We start from the raw sequence: 17,563 nt of genomic DNA on the forward strand, positions 1-17,563 counted from the left end.
GGTCACTCCTTCACTGCGCCGGCGAGCAGGCCGGACACGAAGTGGCGCTGCAGCGCCAGGAATACGAGGGCCATGGGGATCGCCGCGGCCGCGGTTCCGGCGAGGATCGCTCCGTAGTCGGTCTCGTCGAGGCCCTGCAGGGAGGCCAGGGCCACCGGGACGGTGTACGAGGCGCTGTCGCGCAGGACGATCAGCGGCCAGACGAAGTCGTTCCACTGGTAGAGGAAGAGGAAGATCGCCAGGGCGGCCAGCGCCGGCTTCATGGGCGGGAGCACCACCTTCCAGAACAGCCGCAGTTCGCCGCAGCCGTCCATGCGCCCGGAGTCGAGGAGTTCGTCGGGGAGCGCGGCCATCGACTGGCGCATCAGGAAGATCCCGAAGGGCAGGGCCAGGTTGGGCATGATCACGGCCTGGTACGTGTTAAGCCAGTGCAGCTCGGCCATCATCTGGAAGAGCGGTACGAGGGTGACCTGGGCGGGGATCACCAGCCCGAGCATGAGCAGCGCGAACAGCGCCTCCCTGCCCCGGAAGCGGTACTTGGCGAAGCCGTATCCGGCGAGCGCGCAGACGGCGCCCGCGCACACGGTGTACACCACCGCGATGAGCAGGGAGTTGAGGACGACCCGGCCGAACTGGGCGGTGTCCTGGAGGGTGTTGAGGTTGGCCCCCAGGTGGCCGCCGGGCAGCAGCGGCGGCGGGCTGTCGAAGATCTCCCGGGAGCTGTGGGTGGCGGCGACCACGAGCCAGTAGAAGGGGATCAGGACGGCTGCCAGGGCGATGGCGAGTCCGGAGGTGAGCAGGATGCTCCGGCCGCGGTGGCGGGCGGCGGTCATGACTTCTCCCCCAGGAAGCGGAACTGGATCACGCCGAGGATGCCGATGAGGACGGCCAGGGCGTAGGCGATGGCGGAGGCGTATCCGAAGTCGAAGTATTTGAAGGCGTTCTGGTACAGGTACACGCCGATGGTCAGGGTCGCGTTGTCCGGGCCGCCGCCGGTGAGCACGAACGGCTCGTCGAAGATCTGCAGGGTGCCGATGGTGGAGAGGACCGTGGTGAGCAGCAGCGCGGGGCGCAGGCCCGGCAGGGTGACGTGGCGGAAGGAGGTCCAGGCGCCGGCGCCGTCCACGGCCGCGGCGTCGTACAGCTCGGCGGGCACGGACTGCAGGCGGGCGAGCAGGATCACCGCGTTGTAGCCGGTGTAGTGCCAGGTCAGCGCGAGGCCGAGGGAGACCTTCGCCCACAGGGGGTCGGTCAGCCACGGCACGGAGTCCAGGCCGGCCAGTCCCAGCACCCAGTTGACCAGCCCGTAGTCCTTGTTGAGCAGGACGGAGAAGATGATCCCGTAGGCGACCAGGCCGGTGACCATGGGCAGGAAGAAGCCGAGCCGGAAGACCGCGCGGCCGCGCAGCAGGGTGGAGTTGAGGGCCACGGCGAGCCCGGTGGCGAGGGCCAGCATGACCGGCACCTGGACGACGAGGATCACCGCGGTGTTTTTCAGGGCGGTCCAGAACAGCGGATCGTGGAGCAGCCGCACGTAGTTGTCGGCGCCGACGAACCGCTCGGTCCCGCCTACGGTCTTGTGCAGGCTGATCACGAAGGACCGGCCGATGGGGTAGAGCTTGAAGACGGCGAAGAGGAGCAGCGCGGGCAGGACGAAGAGGTACGGTGCCACGCGCCGGCGCGGCCGTGGCCGCGGGGCCGTCCCCTGGGAAGGGACGGCCCGCGCCGCGCTGCCGGTGAGCGTGACGGTCATCGGGAGACCTTGCGTCCGGTCTGCTGGGCGAGCTGGTCGGCGGCGTCCTTCAGCACCTTCGCCGGGTCGGCGCCGCCCAGCAGCACCTTGGACTGGGCGTCGGTGACGAGCTTGAGGGCGCGGGCGTAGTCGGCGGTGTAGTTGAAGGCGGAGGAGGGGGCCTTGAGGGCCTCCAGGAAGACCTCGCCCTTCTTCTGGCCGCCGAAGAAGGGGGACGGCTCGTGGAAGACCGCGTCGTCGTAGGCCGCCATCAGGGCGGGGGCGATGCCCTTGCCCTTGTAGATCTGCACCTGGGAGGCCGGTCGGGTGAGGACGAACTCGACGAAGGACCAGGCCGCGGCCTGGTGCTTGCTGCTGCCCGCGACGGCGAGGTGGGTGGAGTTGACCGTGGCCGCGGTGGAGCCGCCCCGGCGCACGGCCGGAGGAAGGCGTACCTTCCACTTCCCCGCTTCTTCGGGGACCTGCTCCTGGATGATGCCGCCGAACCAGGTGGGCATGGGCAGGACGGCCGCGGTCCCCTGCTTCAGGGAGCTCATCAGGGCGTTCCAGCCGCCGGCGAGATCACTGACCAGGCCGGCGTCGTTCATCGTCTTGATGAGGGTCATGGCCTTCACGGCCTCCGGGGAGTCGAGCGTGATGTCCCCGGAGAGGCTGAAGTAGAAGGCGCCCTGCAGCTGGAGCAGCATCTGGAAGAAGTTGGCGGCGTCGGCCTGTGAGGCGGGCTTGTCGATGCCCAGCAGGTGGGCGCCGGTCTTCGCCTTGATCTCCTTGCCCGCCTCGATGGTCTCCTCCCAGGTCTGGAGGGCGCCGGCGTCGACCCCGGCCTTCTCGAAGAGGTCTGCGCGGTAGTAGAAGCCGGCCGAGTTCGCCTCCCACGGCAGTGCGTTGACGCGCTTGCCGTCGGGGGAAACGGTCTGCCACATGCCCTGCGCGAAGGCGTCCCGGTGGGCATTGGCTCCCAGCGGGCCGAGGTCGGCGAGGCCGCCGGGGAACTTCTCCACGTAGCCCGGCAGGTAGTCGACCCCGATGTGCAGGACATCGGCGAGGCCCTGGCCGCCGGCCGCGAGCCCCGTGGTGATCTTGTCCCAGATCGCGGGGTTGCCGATGTCCTCGACCGTCACCTCGATGCCGGGGTACTTCTTGTTGAACTCCGGCACGAGGGCCTTCATTTCGGCGGCGGGCCCCTGCCAGGACCAGACGGCGATCTTGCCCTTGTCCTTCTCCCCCGCGCTCCCGCCCTGGCCGGTGGCTCCCGTGCCGCCCGTTCCCGAACAGGCGGTCAGGCCGGTGAGCCCGGCCCCCGCGGCGATCGCGCCACCCATCTGCAGCACTCTCCGACGTTCCAGTTCCATGCCTGACCCACCCCTGCTCGCAGCGTTGCCGTAGCCGACTGGCCAGGACTGTAACCAGCCACTCTCCTCACTTGCAAGAGTTGAGTGAAAACTTTCAGTTCGATCCAGCATCGATTTTCGACAAGTTCATTGCAAAACTTCCGAGGGGATTGCTAGCGTGCCGCCCGCCCTGCTCCGCCCACCCCCTCAGGGAGAACCCGATGACGCGTTCCCGTGTGTCGCTCCTGTCCGCCCTCGCCCTCCTCCTCCCGCTCACCCCGCTCGCCTTCGGCAGCCAGGCGGCCGCTGCCGCGCCGCCCGCGCCCGCCCCGCTGTCCGTCACCAACCCGGGCTTCGAACAGGGCGGTACGGGATGGCAGTTCACCTCCGGTACGGGAGTCGCCACGAACTACCCGCACGGCGGGGCCCGCCTCGTCTACCTCGACGCCGGGCCGGGCATGAAGGTGTCCCAGACCGTGACGGCCACGGGCCGGGGGGCGTACGACATATCCGCCTGGGTCGCGACGGGCGGGCCGAACGGCCGGTACGTCGCCCGCGTCAACGGCGCGGTCGCCGCCGCGCTCACCCTGCCGAGCGCGACGAACTACCGGCGCTACACACTGAGCCGGATCGCCCTCGCCCCCGGCGACACGCTGGAAATCGCCTTCGAGTCCGGGGACGGCTGGGTCAACGCCGACGACGTGATGCTCTCCCCCGCCTCCCCCGCGGATCCGAGGATCAGCTCCTCCGACCCGAAGATCGTCGAGATGTTCGACTGGTCCAAGCGCAAGGCCAACAGCTGGGTCCAGCTGCCGGGCACCCAGGGCCCGCTCAACGTGGACGAGAACCACACCGCCGGCACCGGCAGCGGCACCTACGCGGCCTCCTACTGGGCCGGCTACGCCAACCGCAGCGGCTACTACTCGCGCGACATGGCCCACCAGCTGGCCGGCGCCGGAGTCCTCGGCCTGAACGCGGAGAACAAGGCGATGCTCCGCTCCTTCGCCGCGTCCGCCACCCCCGCGCACAAGTACTACCCGGCATGGGCCTTCAACTTCGACACAAAGACCTATCTCTCGATCGACTACAAGAGCCCGACGAACTTCGTGCGCGAGGTGCCCGCCACCTTCGAGCTGGTGCAGAAGTCCGAGGAGGCGTACCGCTGGAGCGGGGACCGCGCCTACGTCGACGACCCGGCGCTGTGGGACTTCTACCAGCACGCCACCGACGAGTTCGTCACCCTGCACGACGGCCTCAAGAACAACGGCGCGGTCAAGGTGGCCGAGGGCACCGGCCAGGGCATCTTCCAGGGCACCGCCAGCTACAACGAGCAGAGCGGCGAGCCGCTCGCCGAGGCCGGCGACGCCATCGGCTCCCAGTACCAGGCGTACCTGGCGGTGGCCTCGCTCGCCCGCTCCAAGGGGGACCGCGCCCTCGCCGACCGGTACGAGGCCAAGGCCCGGGACCTCAAGGCGTACTTCAACTCCACCTGGAGCGGCACCGGTTCGGGCGCGAACATGGTGCGCGGCTACACCACGGACGGACGCGCCCTGACCGGCTGGGGCAAGGAGAACAGCTGGTTCATGCCGATGAAGCAGATCATCGAACCCGGCGCCCGCCGCGAGGCCTACCTCGACTACATCGACCAGCAGGCCTCCGGCCCGGGCCGGCCCTCCAACATCGAGGCCCTCACCTACCTGCCGGACACCTTCTTCCGGAACAACCGCAATGACACCGGCTGGAAGTGGATGAAGGACGTCTACGACCACAAGGACATCCAGCACGTGAACACCAAGCAGGGCACCAACGGGGACTACCCCGAGGTCTCCTTCACCCTGCTCGGCCAGACCGTGGAAGGGCTGATGGGGGTCACTCCCAACGCGCCCGCGCACGCCCTGAGCACCCAGTCCCGGCTGCCGTCGGGCATGGGCTGGCTGCGGATCGACGACCTCCAGGTCGGCGACTCGGTCCTCTCGCTGCGCCACGACGGGGCGACGAAGTCCTCGCTCACGCACACCTCGGGCAGCTCCTCCTACACCTGGGAGGCCCGTTTCCCCGGCACGTACGCCACGGTTTCGGTCGACGGCGTGGCCCAGCCGGCCCGCACCAAGGTGGTGGACGGGGCGACGTACACCTACGTGACCCCGGTCGTGGCCCCGGGCCGCACGGTCACGGTCCAGGTGGGCTGAGGTCCGGGCAGAGCAGGCCGCCGTGGCCGGGGCCATCCGGTACCGGTACCGACGCCTGTACCGGTACCGGATGGCGTAACGCCTCTGGCTCTCGCTCCGGACATCGACCAGCATGAGCACAGAGGGACCGGCGGACGAGATGGGCACGCATGCGCGCCACTGATGGCAACCAGGACTATCCCTTCGCTGTCACGAACACGGCCGCGGCGCTGCTGGACGATGCCGGGACGATCGTCGCCTGGACGCCGGCCGCCGAAGCCCTCCTGGAGCGCCCGTCCGCGGACGTGTGCGGCCGGCCGGCACGGGACCTCCTGGCGGACGCGAGCAGCTGGGAAGCGGTTCTGGCCCAGGGCGGGCAGGGAGATCCGGAGGGGTGGGAGGGCCGGGCCACCCTGCGGCACGGCTCTGGACGCAATCTGGAGATCGGCTTCCGCGTCGTCCCGCTGAACGACGGCGTGCGGGGTGACGCGGCCCGCTGCCTCGTGCTCGGCTCACCCCTGGAGCTGGTCGCCCGGTGGCGGCAGGACCACGCCTTCACGCACGAGCTGTTCCTCCAGGGCCGAGTGGGCCTCGCCGTCTTCGATCCGGACCTGCGCCTGCTCCGGACGAACACGCACCTGTTGCCGTACACCGGGGTGCCCGTCGAACTCAACGGCCGGCGCCTGGCCGACTTCCTGTGGGCCGAGGACGCACGGATCATCGACGACCGGCTGCGGGAGGTCCTGCACAGCGGGGACCCCCTGATCGGTTTCAACACGACCGCGCGCACCTTGGACGACCCCAGAGGCGGACGGGTCGTGACCATCCAGGCGTTCCGGCTGCAGGGACCCGGCGGACATCCGATGGGTGTGGCGACGGTGTTCACCGACGTCACCGACCACGAGCGGTCGCGTGGGCGCCTGGACCTGCTGTACCGCGCGACCGGAGCACTCGGCGGTTCGCTGTCCGTCCTGCGCACCGTCGAGGACCTGGTCAAAATCCTGGCGCCCACGCTCGGGGACTGTGCCGCGGTGGATCTCCTGGAGACCGTTCTGACCGGCGGCGAACCCGCCGGTGACGGGCATCCCACGCAGCCGCTGATCCGAATGGCCGCCGCCGGAGCGCAAGCGGACGTGCTGCGTACGGCTACGGTCCATTTCGAACCGGCCGCGCCCGCGGCGCGGGAGTGCCGGGGAGAGCTGATCACCGGCCTCGGAACCCGCTCCGCGGGGCCCCTGGACGACGCCGCCCCGGAGTGGGCCGCCGGTGTCCCGGGTGCGCATTCGGCGATGACGGCGCCGCTGTGCGCACGGGGCATCGGGTTCGGAAGGATCACGGTCTGGCGCACGGGGGACGCTTCCCCGCTGGACGAGGACGATCTGGCGCTCTTGGAGGAGATCGCCGCCCGTGCGGCCGTAGCCGTGGACAACGCGCGGCGCTACACCAAGGAACGCCGCACCGCTGTGGGCCTGCAGCGCAGCCTTCTGCCGCCGACCACCTCGCAAACGCCGGCACTGGAAGCCGCCAGCCTTTACCTGCCCGCCGACGCGGACAGCGGAGTGGGCGGCGACTGGTTCGACGTCATCCCCCTGTCCTCGGCCCGTGTCGCCCTGGTGGTCGGGGACGTCGCCGGTCACGGGCTGCACGCGACGGCCATGATGGGCCGCCTGCGCAGCGCCGTACGCGCGATGGCAGACCTCGAACTGGAACCCGAGGAACTGCTGGCTCACGTGGACGACATGGTCCTGCAGGTCGCCGCCGAGGCCGAGAGCGACGACGCGGAAGACGGCGACGCTGGTACGCCGCTGCGCAGCGGACCGGCTGGTGCCACCTGCCTGTACGTCGTCTACGACCCGGTCACCCGAAGTTGCGTCATGGCAAGCGCCGGACACCCGCCTCCGGCCGTGGTCAGCCCGGACGGAACCGTGGAGTACGTCGAGCTGAGCCCCGGCCCGCCCCTGGGGGTCGGTGGGTGGCCCTTCGAGCCGGTCGAACGCGATCTGCCTCCGGGGAGCGTGCTCGCCCTGTACACCGACGGCCTCATCGAACGCGGAGAGGGGGACATCGACCAGGGCATGCGCGACCTGGCGGACCGCCTGCTGCGCGCGGACGTACTCGGCCGGCCGCTGCGTCAAGCCCGGGATGACATCGTCGAAGGGTTGCCGCCGGGCCGGCTGAGGGACGACGTCACCCTCCTGCTGGCCCGTACCCGGGTGGTGGATGCCGACTCCATCGCGACATGGCAGCTCGACACCGACCCGGCGATCGTCGGCGACGCGCGCCATCTCGTCCTGGATCAGCTGACCGCCTGGGACCTAGACGAACTCGCCTTCAGCACGGAGCTCATCGTCAGCGAGCTGGTCACCAACGCCATTCGCCACGCCGGCGGCCCGGTCCGGCTCCGGCTGATCCGGGCGGACACCCTGACGTGCGAAGTCTCGGACTCCAGCAACACGCAGCCCAGGATGCGGCGCGCGAGGAACTCCGAGGAAGGCGGTCGCGGCCTGTACATCGTCGCCCAGCTCTCGCACCGCTGGGGCAGCCGCTACACCGTGGAGGGCAAGACCGTCTGGTCCGAACAGAACCTGCCCCCGCCTTGACGGCCCGTCCACTGGCCACTTATAACCGCGCAGCTGTGAACGAAACCCTGGACCGGCTGACGAAGACGTCACATTCAAGGGGCAAAAATGAGACAGGACAAAGACGTTATCCGCTCGTTATGAAACTGAAGGTCGGGTGGAAATATCCGCATTCTTCGTAGAGATCCAGACTCGCCGCCAGCACTTCACGAGCTTTGCGAAGCGTCCCCATATATCACGGCCCATGTCATTTTCGTAACCCCTTGAGGCCGTGCAATTTGCTCCAGGCCTAGGTAGCTTCGGCCCGCATGACTGCCCATGCAGAACTGGCCCGTTACAGGAAGACCCTCCCGACCACCTCGACCACGCCGACCACCTCGACGACGTACATCGACCGTCCCCGCCCGTCCGACGGCCCCATGCTGTGGCGCCTCGCCCGCGACTCCAGGACCCTGGACCTCAACTCGGCCTACAGCTATCTCCTCTGGTGCCGCGACTTCTCCGGCACATCCGCGGTGGCTCGCGACTCGTCCGGACGGACCGTCGGATTCGTCAGCGGGTACCTGCGGCCCGAAAGGCCCGGGACCCTGCTCGTCTGGCAGATCGCCGTCGACGAATCCGCCCGCGGCCTGGGAGTCGCCGGGGCTCTGCTGGACGGCCTCTCCGCCCGAGTGGCGGCGGAACACGGGCTGAGCTCCCTGGAGACCACCATCTCTCCCGGAAATCTCGCGTCGGAGCGGCTGTTCACCTCGTACGCAGCGCGGCACGGCGCCACGCTCACGCGCGAAGTGCTGTTCGCCGCGGAGCAGTTCCCGGGCGGCGGGCACGCTCCGGAGGTCCTGCACCGTATCGAGCCGCTCGACTTCTGATCCCGGTCCCGCCCGGCAGCCTGCCGTCCGCGAGCCGCGCGGGCCCACCGTCGGGCCCACCACACCGAACACCCTGCATCGAAGAAAACCCCCCACTGACTGGAGAGTTGCCTTGACCATGACCGAGCCGGCCCCGTCCGTCTTCGAGACCCTGGAGTCCGAGGTGCGCAGCTACTGCCGCGCCTGGCCCGTCGTCTTCGAGCGCGCCACGGGAAGCCGGCTGTACGACGAACACGGCCGCGGCTACCTGGACTTCTTCGCGGGCGCCGGGTCCCTGAACTACGGCCACAACAACCCCGTCCTCAAGCGGGCCCTGCTCGACTACCTGGAGCGGGACGGCATCACGCACGCTCTCGACATGTCGACGACCGCCAAGAGGGCTTTCCTCGAAACCTTCCGGTCCCATGTCCTCGAACCCCGCGCACTGCCCTACAAGGTGATGTTCCCGGGGCCCACCGGGACCAACGCCGTCGAAGCGGCACTCAAGCTGGCACGGAAGGCCAAGGGCCGCGAATCGGTCGTGTCCTTCACCAACGCGTTCCACGGCATGTCGCTCGGCTCACTCGCCGTCACGGGCAACGCCTTCAAACGGGCCGGCGCCGGCATCCCGCTGGTCCACGGCACGCCGATGCCCTTCGACAACTACCTCGGCGGCAGGACCCCCGACTTCCTCTGGTTCGAGCGCCTGCTGGAGGACCAGGGCTCCGGGCTCAACCATCCGGCGGCCGTCATCGTCGAGACGATCCAGGGCGAGGGCGGGATCAACGTGGCCCGCGCGGAATGGCTGCGCGCCCTCGCGGACCTGTGCCGCCGCCGCGACATGCTGCTGATCGTCGACGACATCCAGATGGGCTGCGGCCGGACCGGCGAGTTCTTCTCCTTCGAGGAGGCGGGCATCACTCCCGACATCGTCACGCTGTCCAAGTCCATCAGCGGCTACGGACTGCCCATGTCCCTGTGCCTGTTCAAGCCCGAACTGGACCTGTGGGAGCCGGGCGAGCACAACGGCACCTTCCGCGGCAACAACCCGGCCTTCGTCACCGCGACCGCGGCCCTGGAGACGTACTGGGGCGACGGCGTCCTTCGCGAGCAGACCCTCATCCAGGGCGGGCTCGTCGAGAACGCGCTGCGCGAGCTGTGCGGCGAACACGGCCGGCTGGGCGCGACGTACCGGGGCCGCGGACTGGTCTGGGGCATCGAGTTCACCCACAAGGAGCGCGCCGCCGAGGTGTGCCGAAGGGCCTTCGAGCACGGCCTCCTCATCGAGACCTCGGGGCCCGAGGGCGAGGTCGTGAAGCTGCTCCCGCCGCTCACGATCACCGGCGACGAACTCGACGAGGGCCTCGACATCCTCACCCGCGCCGTCCGCGAAACCGCCTGACCAGCACCCCGCCACACCACGAAGGGCACCACCATGATCGTCCGCTCGTTCCGGGACATCGAGGGAACCGACCGCCACGTCAGGGCGGCATCCGGCACTTGGGAAAGCAAGCGCATCGTCCTGGCCAAGGAACGCGTCGGCTTCTCCCTGCACGAGACCGTCCTGTACGCCGGCACCGAGACGTCCATGTGGTACGCGAACCACGTGGAGGCCGTGGTCTGCACGCAGGGCGAGGCCCAGCTCACGGACGAGGAGACGGGCCTGACCTACACGATCACACCGGGAACCATGTACCTCCTCGACGGCCACGAGCGGCACACCTTGCGCGTGAAGCAGGAGTTCCACTGCCTGTGCGTCTTCAACCCACCCGTGACCGGCCGGGAGGACCACGACGAGAACGGCGTGTACCCACTGCTCACCGAACCCGACCACGGCTGAGTCGCGCGAACGCACAGAGAGGAGAGGCAGGCACCACCATGACCTACGCATCCACCCGCACCGTGAACGACCTGTATCCGACCCGGGGCTCCGAGGAGGTGCTCACCGGCCGGGCGGACCCCGTCGTCTGGTCCGAGCCAGGCACTCCGGGCCCGATGTGGGCCCACGAGCTGGAGAGCTACGAACGCGACGGCTTCTTGTCCGTCGAGGAACTCATCACGCCCGACGAGGTGAACGTCTACCGGGACGAGATGGACCGGCTGCTCCGCGACCCTTCGACGCTGGCCGACGACCGGTCCATCGTGGAGCCGGCGTCCCGGGAAGTGCGCTCCGTATTCGAAGTCCACCGGATCAGCGAGGTGTTCGCGGCCCTCGCCGCCGATCCACGCGTCGTGGGGCGCGCGCGACAGATCCTCGGCTCCGAGGTGTACGTGCACCAGTCCCGGATCAACGTCAAGCCCGGTTTCGGCGCCAGCGGCTTCTACTGGCACTCCGACTTCGAGACCTGGCACGCCGAGGACGGCCTACCGCACATGCGCACCGTGTCCGTGTCCATCGCCCTGACGCCGAACCACACCACCAACGGCGGCCTGATGATCATGCCCGGCTCCCACCGGAGCTTCCTGGGCTGTGCCGGCGCGACACCGAAGGACAACTACAAGAAGTCCCTCCAGATGCAGGATGCGGGCACCCCGTCGGACGAGGCGTTGACCAAGTTCGCCTCGGCCTGCGGTATCAAGCTCTTCACCGGCAAGGCGGGCTCGGCCACCTGGTTCGACTGCAACGCGATGCACGGCTCGGGTGACAACATCACGCCCTACCCGCGCAGCAACGTGTTCCTCGTCTTCAACAGCGTCGAGAACCGCCCGGCGAAGCCCTTCGCCGCCCCGGTGCGCCGTCCCGGATACATCGCCTCTCAGGACTTCACCCCCGTGCGCTGACACGTCCGTCGCGCTGACCTCGGATCAACGCCAGGGTGCCCCCGGACCGCACGCGCCGGGGGCACCTTCGCCGAGCCGGCTCGCCGGAGTGCCGTGCCCCCATTAGATGGATATCCTGGGAATTGTGATCGAGTCTGGACCGCCGCGGCGCCACAGGCGCCCAGGACCGGGAGGACTTGTACGGCTGTCGCCGGTCATCCTGACCGTCGTCATCGCCAGCCTGGCCTACACCACTCCGCCGGACCTGGCCTTCAGCCGCCTCCTCCCTGCGGCGCCGGCCCTGGCCGCCGCCATGTGGCCGGTCCTGCCCACCGTCCTGCTCGGGACGGTCTGTCTCCTTCTGATGATCGGCCTCAGCCTCGTCTTCCCCGATCTGGGAACGTGGTGGACGGCCGCGGGAATCATCGCGGTCACCGTGGCCGCCGCGTACGGAAGCCATGTCCGGCTCCAGCGGGAGCGCACCCTCTTCCAGGTACGGCTCGTCGCCGACGCCGCGCAGCAGGTGGTGCTGAGCCCCATGCCGCACCGCTTGGGCAACATCGAGATCGAGTCGCTGTACCTCGCGGCTGCGGCGGAGGCCCGCATCGGCGGGGATTTCTACGAGGTGGTCGACACGCCTTACGGGATCAGACTGCTCATCGGTGACGTGCGGGGCAAGGGCCTGCCGGCAGTGGGGGCGGCCGCGACGATCGTCAACGCCTTCCGGGAGGCGGCCTACGACGAGACCGACATGGTCGACATCGCACGCAGGCTGGACGCCAGCAGCACCCGCTACAACGCCGCCTTTCCCCTCGACGGGGCGATGGAGCGCTTCGCCACGGCCCTTCTCGTCCAGATCCCGCACGAGGGTCGACGTATCGACATCCTCAACTGCGGACACCCCCCACCGATGCTCCTCCACCGCAGGACACTTCGTGTCCTGGAGTCCGCCACTCCGTCTCCGCTGATCAGCCTCGCGGAACTCGTCGGCGATCACTACAACGTCGACACCTACGATTTCGCCCCCGGCGACCTGCTCCTTCTCTACACCGACGGGATCGCCGAGGCCCGCGCCCGCGACGGCGAGTTCTTTCCCCTGGCGGCCTGGATGCTTCGGCAGCCGCCGACACCGCCCCGCGAACTGCTCACGGCTCTTCACCGCGATCTTCTGCGCTACAGAAGAGGAAGCCTTGACGACGACGTCGCCGCCCTCGCCGTACGCCTGTGCGAGCCCTGAGGCCGGCGACGGAAGAAGATCTGCCCGCCGGCAAGATCCGGAAGAGACGGCCTAGCGCGGTGCGACGCCGCTGACGCGATCGCAAGTCGGCCGGTACGGAAGGGACGGAAGGTAGATCGCCCACTCGTCCCGGTTGAGGCCGCGTCCGGCCGCGGCGCACACGCGGGTCGTCGCCGAGCCGGGGTCGAGGGACCACCGAATGATCCGGCCGTCCTGGCCGCCGGAGACAAGGGCGCCGTCGGCGGTGAATGCCAGACCCCGGACCGTGCCGGTGTGGCCGGTGAGGGTGGCGAGGCGGCGACCGGTGCCGACTTCCCAGGTCACTATCGTGTGGTCGTCACCGGCCGATGCGAGGGTGCGGCCGTCCCCGCTGAAGGCGAGAACCTGGATGGGCGCGCTGTGCCCGCTGAGCACCGCGATCTCACGGTGGGTCACGGTGTCCCACAGCTTGATCGCACGACTGTCGCCGGCCGTGGCGAGGATCTTGCCGTCCGGGCTGACGGCCAGGTCCTGCACCACGCCCTGGTGGGTGTCGAACCGGTCCGACTGCTCGCCGGTCGTGAGGTCGATGACGTTGACGAATCCCCCGACGCTGGTCGTCAGCAGACGCCGCCCGTCGGGGCTGAAGGCCAGTGCCGTGGCCAGGCGTCCGCTCTTGGGCGGCACGGGAACCGGCGACTCCGGGTGACTCACCTCCCACAGATAGGGGCCGAGCGTGGCCGCTGCAAGGTAGCGGCCACCGGGGCCGAAGGCCACGTCGGTCGAGGCGCCGACCGCAGGAATCTGGACGGGCCGGCCCACGGGCTGTCGGCTCGTGGTGTCCCAGATCGTCAGGGTGCGATTGCGGGACACTGCGGCGAGCAGGTGTCCGTCCGGACTGAAGGCGACGGCCTCGACCGCGTTGGGCTGCTCTCCCAGCACGCCGACCGGCTTCCCGGAGCCGTCCCACAACCGGACGGATCCGTCGCTGCCCGCCGAGGCGATCGTACGTCCGTCCGGGCTGACTTCGACATCGTTGACCTGTGCGTCGAAGCCGCCGAACGGCCTGTTGCGCAGGTCGTGCAGCACGATGCCACCGTCCCAGCCTGCGGAGGCGAGCATGGATCCGTCGCCGCTCAGGGCCACCGCCATCGTCTCGACACGGCCCCGGTCCCGGAAGCTCCGCACAGGCTCGAGGCCCCGTAGGTCCCGCAGCGTGACGGTGCCGCTCTCGTCCGCGACCGCGATCCTGTCGTTGATGGGAGCGGAGATCACCCACCCGAACGAGCCGTGCAGGGGAAGCGACGTGGCCGGTGCCGTCAGATCGCCGTCGAGCCAGAGATACACCCCTCTGTCGTCCGCCCCGGCCGCCAAGCGGTGCCCGGAGGGCTCGAACGCCACCGAGTCGGCCATATCGGCTCCGCGCAGAGTGGTACTCGCTCCGGTGACCGTGTTCCACACGACGGGACTTTCCTGCGCGGCCGCCGATACGAGGTACTGGCGGTCGGAACTGAACGCCAGGGACAGCACGGTGTGCTGGTGGCTCCGCAACGTTGTGGAAGGCACATCGGAGGTGTCATTGAGGTCGTACACCGCGATACCGCCCGAGTCGGTGCCGACAGCGATCATCGCGGCGTCGGAGCTGAACGCCATGGCCGCGGCGGCATGGTCGATGGCCAGACGGCGAACCCGGCGGTGGGTGTGGGCGTCCCAGATCGTCACTGATCCGGCCGTTCCGTCGATCGCCAGGGAGGCGACCCGGTTCCCGTCCCCGCTGAAGGCAACGGCCCTGAGTGGCCCGGCGTGCCCGTCGAGCGTCGTGATCAGGGCACCCCTCAACGGATCCCACAAGCTGATCGTCCCGTCGACGGCCGCGGAAGCCAGCACCGATCGGTCCGGGCTGAAGGCCAGCGAGTAGACGGCCGGACCACCGGCGTTGAGGACGGCCGGTCTGGGTGCAGCGGCGGCGCTGAGCAGGCCACCGCTGGTTTCGGTGTCCGGGTTCAAGTGATACGCCTCCACAGCCAGTCGGCCGGACATGGCCGGATCGCTGGCGAGCAGGTTCCTGGCCCGGAGCGAGAGCTGATCGGCGAACGTGATCCGCTGCTGGTGGCGGGCGTCAGTGCGCTGGCTCATGGCGACGAATCCGCTGATCACGGCAAGTGTCATGATCAGGGCCATGCCCACAACCAGGCGCTTGAGCAGGCGGGTGCGGCGCCGGTCGCTGTCGTGTTCTGCTCGTTCCGCGGCGTTGCCGGCCGTGAGGAAGGCGTCCTCCAGTTCGTTCAGGTTTCCGGGATGCTCCTGTGCCCAAGCGCGGGCGGCTGCCAGTCGGCCGCCGCGGTAGAGCGCCCCGGCCTCACGGTCCGACGAGTGCCAGCCGTGGGCCGCCTCGGTGAGCCCGCGGTGGACGAGCAGGTTCGACCGGTCGTCGGTGAGCCAGCGGTGCAGGCGGGGCCAGGCCCGGATCAGCGCCTCGTGGGCCACCTCCACGGTGCCGTCCCCCAGCACGACCAGCCGCGCCCCGGCCAACCGGTCCAGGACCTCGGCGACCACCGGGGCGTCCGCGACACCGTCGAGTTCCGTGCGGACGATGGGACGCCGGGTGTCTTCGGTGCCGTCCCCCAGCGCGGTGAGTCGTAGGAAGATCTTGCGGGCGATCTGCTGCTGCTCCGGGCTGAGCCCGTCGTTGACCCGCTCGGCGGTCTGGGCGATCGCTCCGCGTACACCGCCGCTGGCGTGATATCCCGCCAGGGTGAGGGAGTTCGCCGATCGCCGCTCCCACGTCTCCAGCAGGGCGTGCGAGACGAGCGGCAACGCGCCCGGCTCCCCGGCGGCATCGGCGAGCACGGTAGCCAGCAGTTCCGGTTCGACCCGTAGCCCGGCGTGCGCGGCCGGACCGACGATGATCTCCCGCAGGCCGGTGGCCGACACCGGTCCAACGAGGAGCTGCGCCTGTTCTCCCAGCGCCTCGGCCAGGCCCGGATGCTGGGTGAGGTGGGCCAGGAAGTCCGCGCGTACGCCGAGCACCACCGTAGTGCGGCGCCCGGGGCCGTGGGCCGCGTCCAGCAGCATCCCGATGAACCGGGTGCGCTCGGCCTCGTCGGTGCACAGGGTGAAGACCTCTTCGAACTGATCCACCACCAGCAACGCCCGGCATAACTCCGATTCGGCGGCCAGCGCGCCGCGGATCGCGAGGTCCAAAGCAGCCGGATCCTGCGACAGGTCCTCGTACATCCGGTGCACATCCGCACCGCACAACTTCGCGACCTGGTCGGACAATTCCTCGATCGGATGGGCGGTCGGCGTCATCAGCAGGGTCCGCCAACGTCCTGCCGCCCCGGGATCCGCGGCGATCGAACCGAGCAGCCCGGCCCGCAACAGAGAGGACTTCCCGCTGCCGGACGCCCCGAACAGCGCGACGAACGACAACTGCTCGACCCTGCCCACCAAACGCCCGACCAGATCCGAGCGGCCGAAGAACCGCGCCGCCTCCTCGGCCTGGAACGCCGTCAGCCCCTGATAGGGGCAGTCCTCCCGCTCAACCGGGCCTGCCGTGTCGCCTGGTCCGGACTCCTTGGGACCGCCCGCCGCACGGGCCTTCGCAGCCGCCGACCACCGGGCGCGCCACTCGTCGAGGTCACCACCGCACGCCTCGGCGTAGGCCAGCACCACCTCCAGCGAGGCGAGCCGCTCACCCCTGGCGGCATCCGCCAACGTGCTCGCCGAGAAGTGCACCCGCTTGGCCAACGCGCGATATCCCGGGTTGCCGGCCGTCTGCCGCAGCTGCCGCAGTTGCCAGGCCAGTGCCTGAACCGCCCCGGCATGCGGATCCACGGGCTTCTCCAGACGACCCACCACAACCCCCCAACGGCCGTGAACGCGAAAGGCGTTACGACCACCTCGACAAGCCCGACAAGCCCCGACGACCCCCTGGACATGCTAGAGCCCCCGGGATGTGAAGACCTTCCCCCACCGGACCGCGCGCGCTTTGTCCGAGGTTGTTTGTACGACTCCCCCGTACCTGTCGGACAACCCGCCGGCCAGCGAGGTTGTGGCACAGACGGCAAGGGCGAAGCACGAAGGCCCGGCCGTGTCAGCCACACCTCACACGGGAGTGCACATGCTTCGACGCAACCGACCACGCCGCATACGGGGGCGCGCCGCCATGATGGGCCTGGTGATGTTCAGCGCCCTGGCCGCCGTCATCGCACCGGCCTCGCCCGCCCTGGCCGACCCGCCGGGCGGGGGTCTTCCCGGCACCGTTTTCATCGGTCGCTCCTGGTACCCGCAGGAGAACGGCAACTACTGCGCCCCCGCGTCGGTCCAGATGGCCCTGCAGTCCCGGCTCGGCTACACGCCGCACAGCCAGTCGACGTACGCCTGGTACATGGGAACGGATGACGACGGCACGGACGACGCCGGCCGGGTGGCAAGAGAACTCAACCGTTCCGGAAACACCGGGTGGTACGAGTACAAGACCATCAACTGGGACCCGACACAGGCACAGCGAAACCTCTTCAAGTACGACGTGATGTACGACATCGACCGGGGCTACCCGATGGTGGTGAACCTCTGGATCCCGGCCGGCTACAACGGGGCGCCGCCGAACTACCCCAACCAGAACCGGACGATCCTCCATTACGTGACGGTCGTCGGGTACGCCAACAACGGGGACACGGTCTACGTCTACGACCCGGCCGCCGAAGGCGCCGGCGGGGCGGGCTGGGGCAACGTACCGCGCCAGTGGACCATGTCGACCTACGACCTGGAGACCCTCATCGGCGGTAAGGGTTACGCGGCCTGACGGTGCACCACCTGAATCCGCATCGGTGTGCGCCCGGGGCGCGTGCCCCGGGCGTGACTGAGCGGACGGCGGCAGCGGCCGGCCGTCCCGTGAACCGCCCA

12 protein-coding genes are annotated in these 17,563 nt (G+C 69.4%); 8 read left to right on the plus strand and 4 right to left on the minus strand.

The window, feature by feature from the left end; all coding sequences use genetic code 11:
* Window positions 1-2 precede the first annotated feature (2 nt).
* From OHU74_RS02760 to OHU74_RS02770, 3 genes are read right to left on the minus strand one after another with little or no spacing between them, the layout of a single operon-like run.
* Window positions 3-833: a carbohydrate ABC transporter permease gene (locus OHU74_RS02760; RefSeq protein WP_371614388.1), complete on the minus strand. Its 831-nt coding sequence runs from the start codon at window positions 831-833 to the stop codon at window positions 3-5.
* Complete coding sequence (locus OHU74_RS02765) at window positions 830-1,753, minus strand: carbohydrate ABC transporter permease (RefSeq protein ID WP_371614389.1); 924 nt, start codon at window positions 1,751-1,753, stop codon at window positions 830-832. The genes OHU74_RS02760 and OHU74_RS02765 overlap by 4 nt, the downstream gene beginning before the upstream one ends.
* Window positions 1,750-3,105 carry a sugar ABC transporter substrate-binding protein gene (locus OHU74_RS02770; RefSeq protein ID WP_371614390.1) on the minus strand — a complete coding sequence of 452 codons (1,356 nt, stop codon included), beginning with the start codon at window positions 3,103-3,105 and terminating at the stop codon, window positions 1,750-1,752. The genes OHU74_RS02765 and OHU74_RS02770 overlap by 4 nt, the downstream gene beginning before the upstream one ends.
* 200 nt (window positions 3,106-3,305) lie before the next feature.
* On the opposite strand from OHU74_RS02770, the gene OHU74_RS02775 reads away from it, so the two are divergent.
* The 7 genes from OHU74_RS02775 (at window position 3,306) to OHU74_RS02805 (ending at window position 12,676) form a co-directional block, all read left to right on the plus strand.
* Entirely contained in the window at window positions 3,306-5,273 is a 1,968-nt protein-coding gene (locus OHU74_RS02775; RefSeq protein WP_371614391.1) for a hypothetical protein, read from the plus strand.
* A 149-nt stretch (window positions 5,274-5,422) separates the two neighbouring features.
* Complete coding sequence (locus OHU74_RS02780) at window positions 5,423-7,852, plus strand: SpoIIE family protein phosphatase (protein ID WP_371614392.1); 2,430 nt, start codon at window positions 5,423-5,425, stop codon at window positions 7,850-7,852.
* 398 nt (window positions 7,853-8,250) lie between these two features.
* Entirely contained in the window at window positions 8,251-8,700 is a 450-nt protein-coding gene (gene ectA, locus OHU74_RS02785; protein ID WP_371619544.1) for a diaminobutyrate acetyltransferase, read from the plus strand.
* Between the two features lie 112 nt (window positions 8,701-8,812).
* The gene (gene ectB, locus OHU74_RS02790; RefSeq protein ID WP_371614393.1) at window positions 8,813-10,081 is read left to right on the plus strand and encodes a diaminobutyrate--2-oxoglutarate transaminase; all 1,269 of its coding nucleotides are present in this window, start codon (window positions 8,813-8,815) and stop codon (window positions 10,079-10,081) included.
* A 33-nt stretch (window positions 10,082-10,114) separates the two neighbouring features.
* Window positions 10,115-10,519 carry an ectoine synthase gene (locus OHU74_RS02795; protein ID WP_371614394.1) on the plus strand — a complete coding sequence of 135 codons (405 nt, stop codon included), beginning with the start codon at window positions 10,115-10,117 and terminating at the stop codon, window positions 10,517-10,519.
* A gap of 38 nt (window positions 10,520-10,557) precedes the next feature.
* The gene (thpD, locus tag OHU74_RS02800; RefSeq protein WP_371614395.1) at window positions 10,558-11,460 is read left to right on the plus strand and encodes an ectoine hydroxylase; all 903 of its coding nucleotides are present in this window, start codon (window positions 10,558-10,560) and stop codon (window positions 11,458-11,460) included.
* Between the two features lie 124 nt (window positions 11,461-11,584).
* Complete coding sequence (locus OHU74_RS02805) at window positions 11,585-12,676, plus strand: PP2C family protein-serine/threonine phosphatase (RefSeq protein ID WP_371614396.1); 1,092 nt, start codon at window positions 11,585-11,587, stop codon at window positions 12,674-12,676.
* A gap of 51 nt (window positions 12,677-12,727) precedes the next feature.
* Here the strand turns inward: OHU74_RS02805 and OHU74_RS02810 are convergent, their stop codons facing one another.
* Complete coding sequence (locus OHU74_RS02810; RefSeq protein WP_371614397.1) at window positions 12,728-16,492, minus strand: helix-turn-helix domain-containing protein; 3,765 nt, start codon at window positions 16,490-16,492, stop codon at window positions 12,728-12,730.
* A gap of 286 nt (window positions 16,493-16,778) precedes the next feature.
* On the opposite strand from OHU74_RS02810, the gene OHU74_RS02815 reads away from it, so the two are divergent.
* Complete coding sequence (locus OHU74_RS02815; protein ID WP_371614398.1) at window positions 16,779-17,462, plus strand: C39 family peptidase; 684 nt, start codon at window positions 16,779-16,781, stop codon at window positions 17,460-17,462.
* Window positions 17,463-17,563 lie beyond the last annotated feature (101 nt).

This window comes from Streptomyces sp. NBC_00454 (assembly GCF_041434015.1).
GTDB lineage: Bacteria > Actinomycetota > Actinomycetes > Streptomycetales > Streptomycetaceae > Streptomyces.

What these genes read in the sequence shown, in the direction of transcription:
- OHU74_RS02815 (WP_371614398.1), top strand. Translation starts at nt 16,779, where the DNA reads ATGCTTCGACGCAACCGACCACGCCGCATACGGGGGCGCGCCGCCATG.
- OHU74_RS02770 (WP_371614390.1), bottom strand. Translation starts at nt 3,105, where the DNA reads ATGGAACTGGAACGTCGGAGAGTGCTGCAGATGGGTGGCGCGATCGCC.
- OHU74_RS02795 (WP_371614394.1), top strand. Translation starts at nt 10,115, where the DNA reads ATGATCGTCCGCTCGTTCCGGGACATCGAGGGAACCGACCGCCACGTC.
- thpD (WP_371614395.1), top strand. Translation starts at nt 10,558, where the DNA reads ATGACCTACGCATCCACCCGCACCGTGAACGACCTGTATCCGACCCGG.
- OHU74_RS02775 (WP_371614391.1), top strand. Translation starts at nt 3,306, where the DNA reads ATGACGCGTTCCCGTGTGTCGCTCCTGTCCGCCCTCGCCCTCCTCCTC.
- OHU74_RS02765 (WP_371614389.1), bottom strand. Translation starts at nt 1,753, where the DNA reads ATGACCGTCACGCTCACCGGCAGCGCGGCGCGGGCCGTCCCTTCCCAG.
- OHU74_RS02780 (WP_371614392.1), top strand. Translation starts at nt 5,423, where the DNA reads ATGCGCGCCACTGATGGCAACCAGGACTATCCCTTCGCTGTCACGAAC.
- ectA (WP_371619544.1), top strand. Translation starts at nt 8,251, where the DNA reads ATGCTGTGGCGCCTCGCCCGCGACTCCAGGACCCTGGACCTCAACTCG.
- OHU74_RS02760 (WP_371614388.1), bottom strand. Translation starts at nt 833, where the DNA reads ATGACCGCCGCCCGCCACCGCGGCCGGAGCATCCTGCTCACCTCCGGA.